Here is a 635-nt window from a genome sequence, read left to right as displayed (position 1 = left end):
GTTCGATACAGTTCCTGAAGATTCATTCGTTTACCGCCGACATCATAACGCTGCTTCATATCTCTGATCATGCCGATGACGTGAAGTCCTTTCGCCATCAGTTCACGAAGAAGGGGGGCCTGGGTGAACCAACTATCCATCAGCACGAAGTCGGCCGAAAATCCTGCGGCAAGCGCACGGTCGAGCAGACGGACCACGGCATCCGGTTTGCGGGACAACGCTTCCGTCCGACGCTTATAGCCCGGACTGCGCTTGGAAAGACGGGCTTTCATTTCACAGAACCGGTTTTTGAGTTTGGCGGAACTGAGCATGACAAAATCAATCGGAGCAAAACTGAAACCGTCGGACCACCCCAGCGTCAGCATGTTGTAACCACGAATAAAGCGACCTGTCGTATGATCATGAACAAGCGCTAATAGTTCGGCTTTCTTGCTGCGATTTCGTGCGAGTACAGAATCATCCGCGATAAAGGCACGAACCCGGGAAGCCGATGTCAGCGACTCAAAGTGTTGAATCACACGTAAACTCAGTGCGTGGAGGAATCTGCGCCAAGCAAAACCAGAATGATTGAGAAATCGGTAGACGACGTCTTTTCCCGGCAAGGAAGCCCCACGGTCGCTTTCGAGCAAGCGAAA

The 635-nt window shown here is 52.1% G+C and carries 1 protein-coding gene; it reads right to left on the bottom strand.

The features are described 5' to 3' along the window. Positions 1 to 635, bottom strand: a 635-nt coding sequence (locus VF724_RS21325) for an IS4 family transposase (protein ID WP_371756241.1), incomplete at both ends; no start/stop codon positions are given.

This window comes from Ferviditalea candida (assembly GCF_035282765.1).
GTDB lineage: Bacteria > Bacillota > Bacilli > Paenibacillales > KCTC-25726 > Ferviditalea > Ferviditalea candida.
This window is presented reverse-complemented; position numbering and strand designations above follow the sequence as displayed.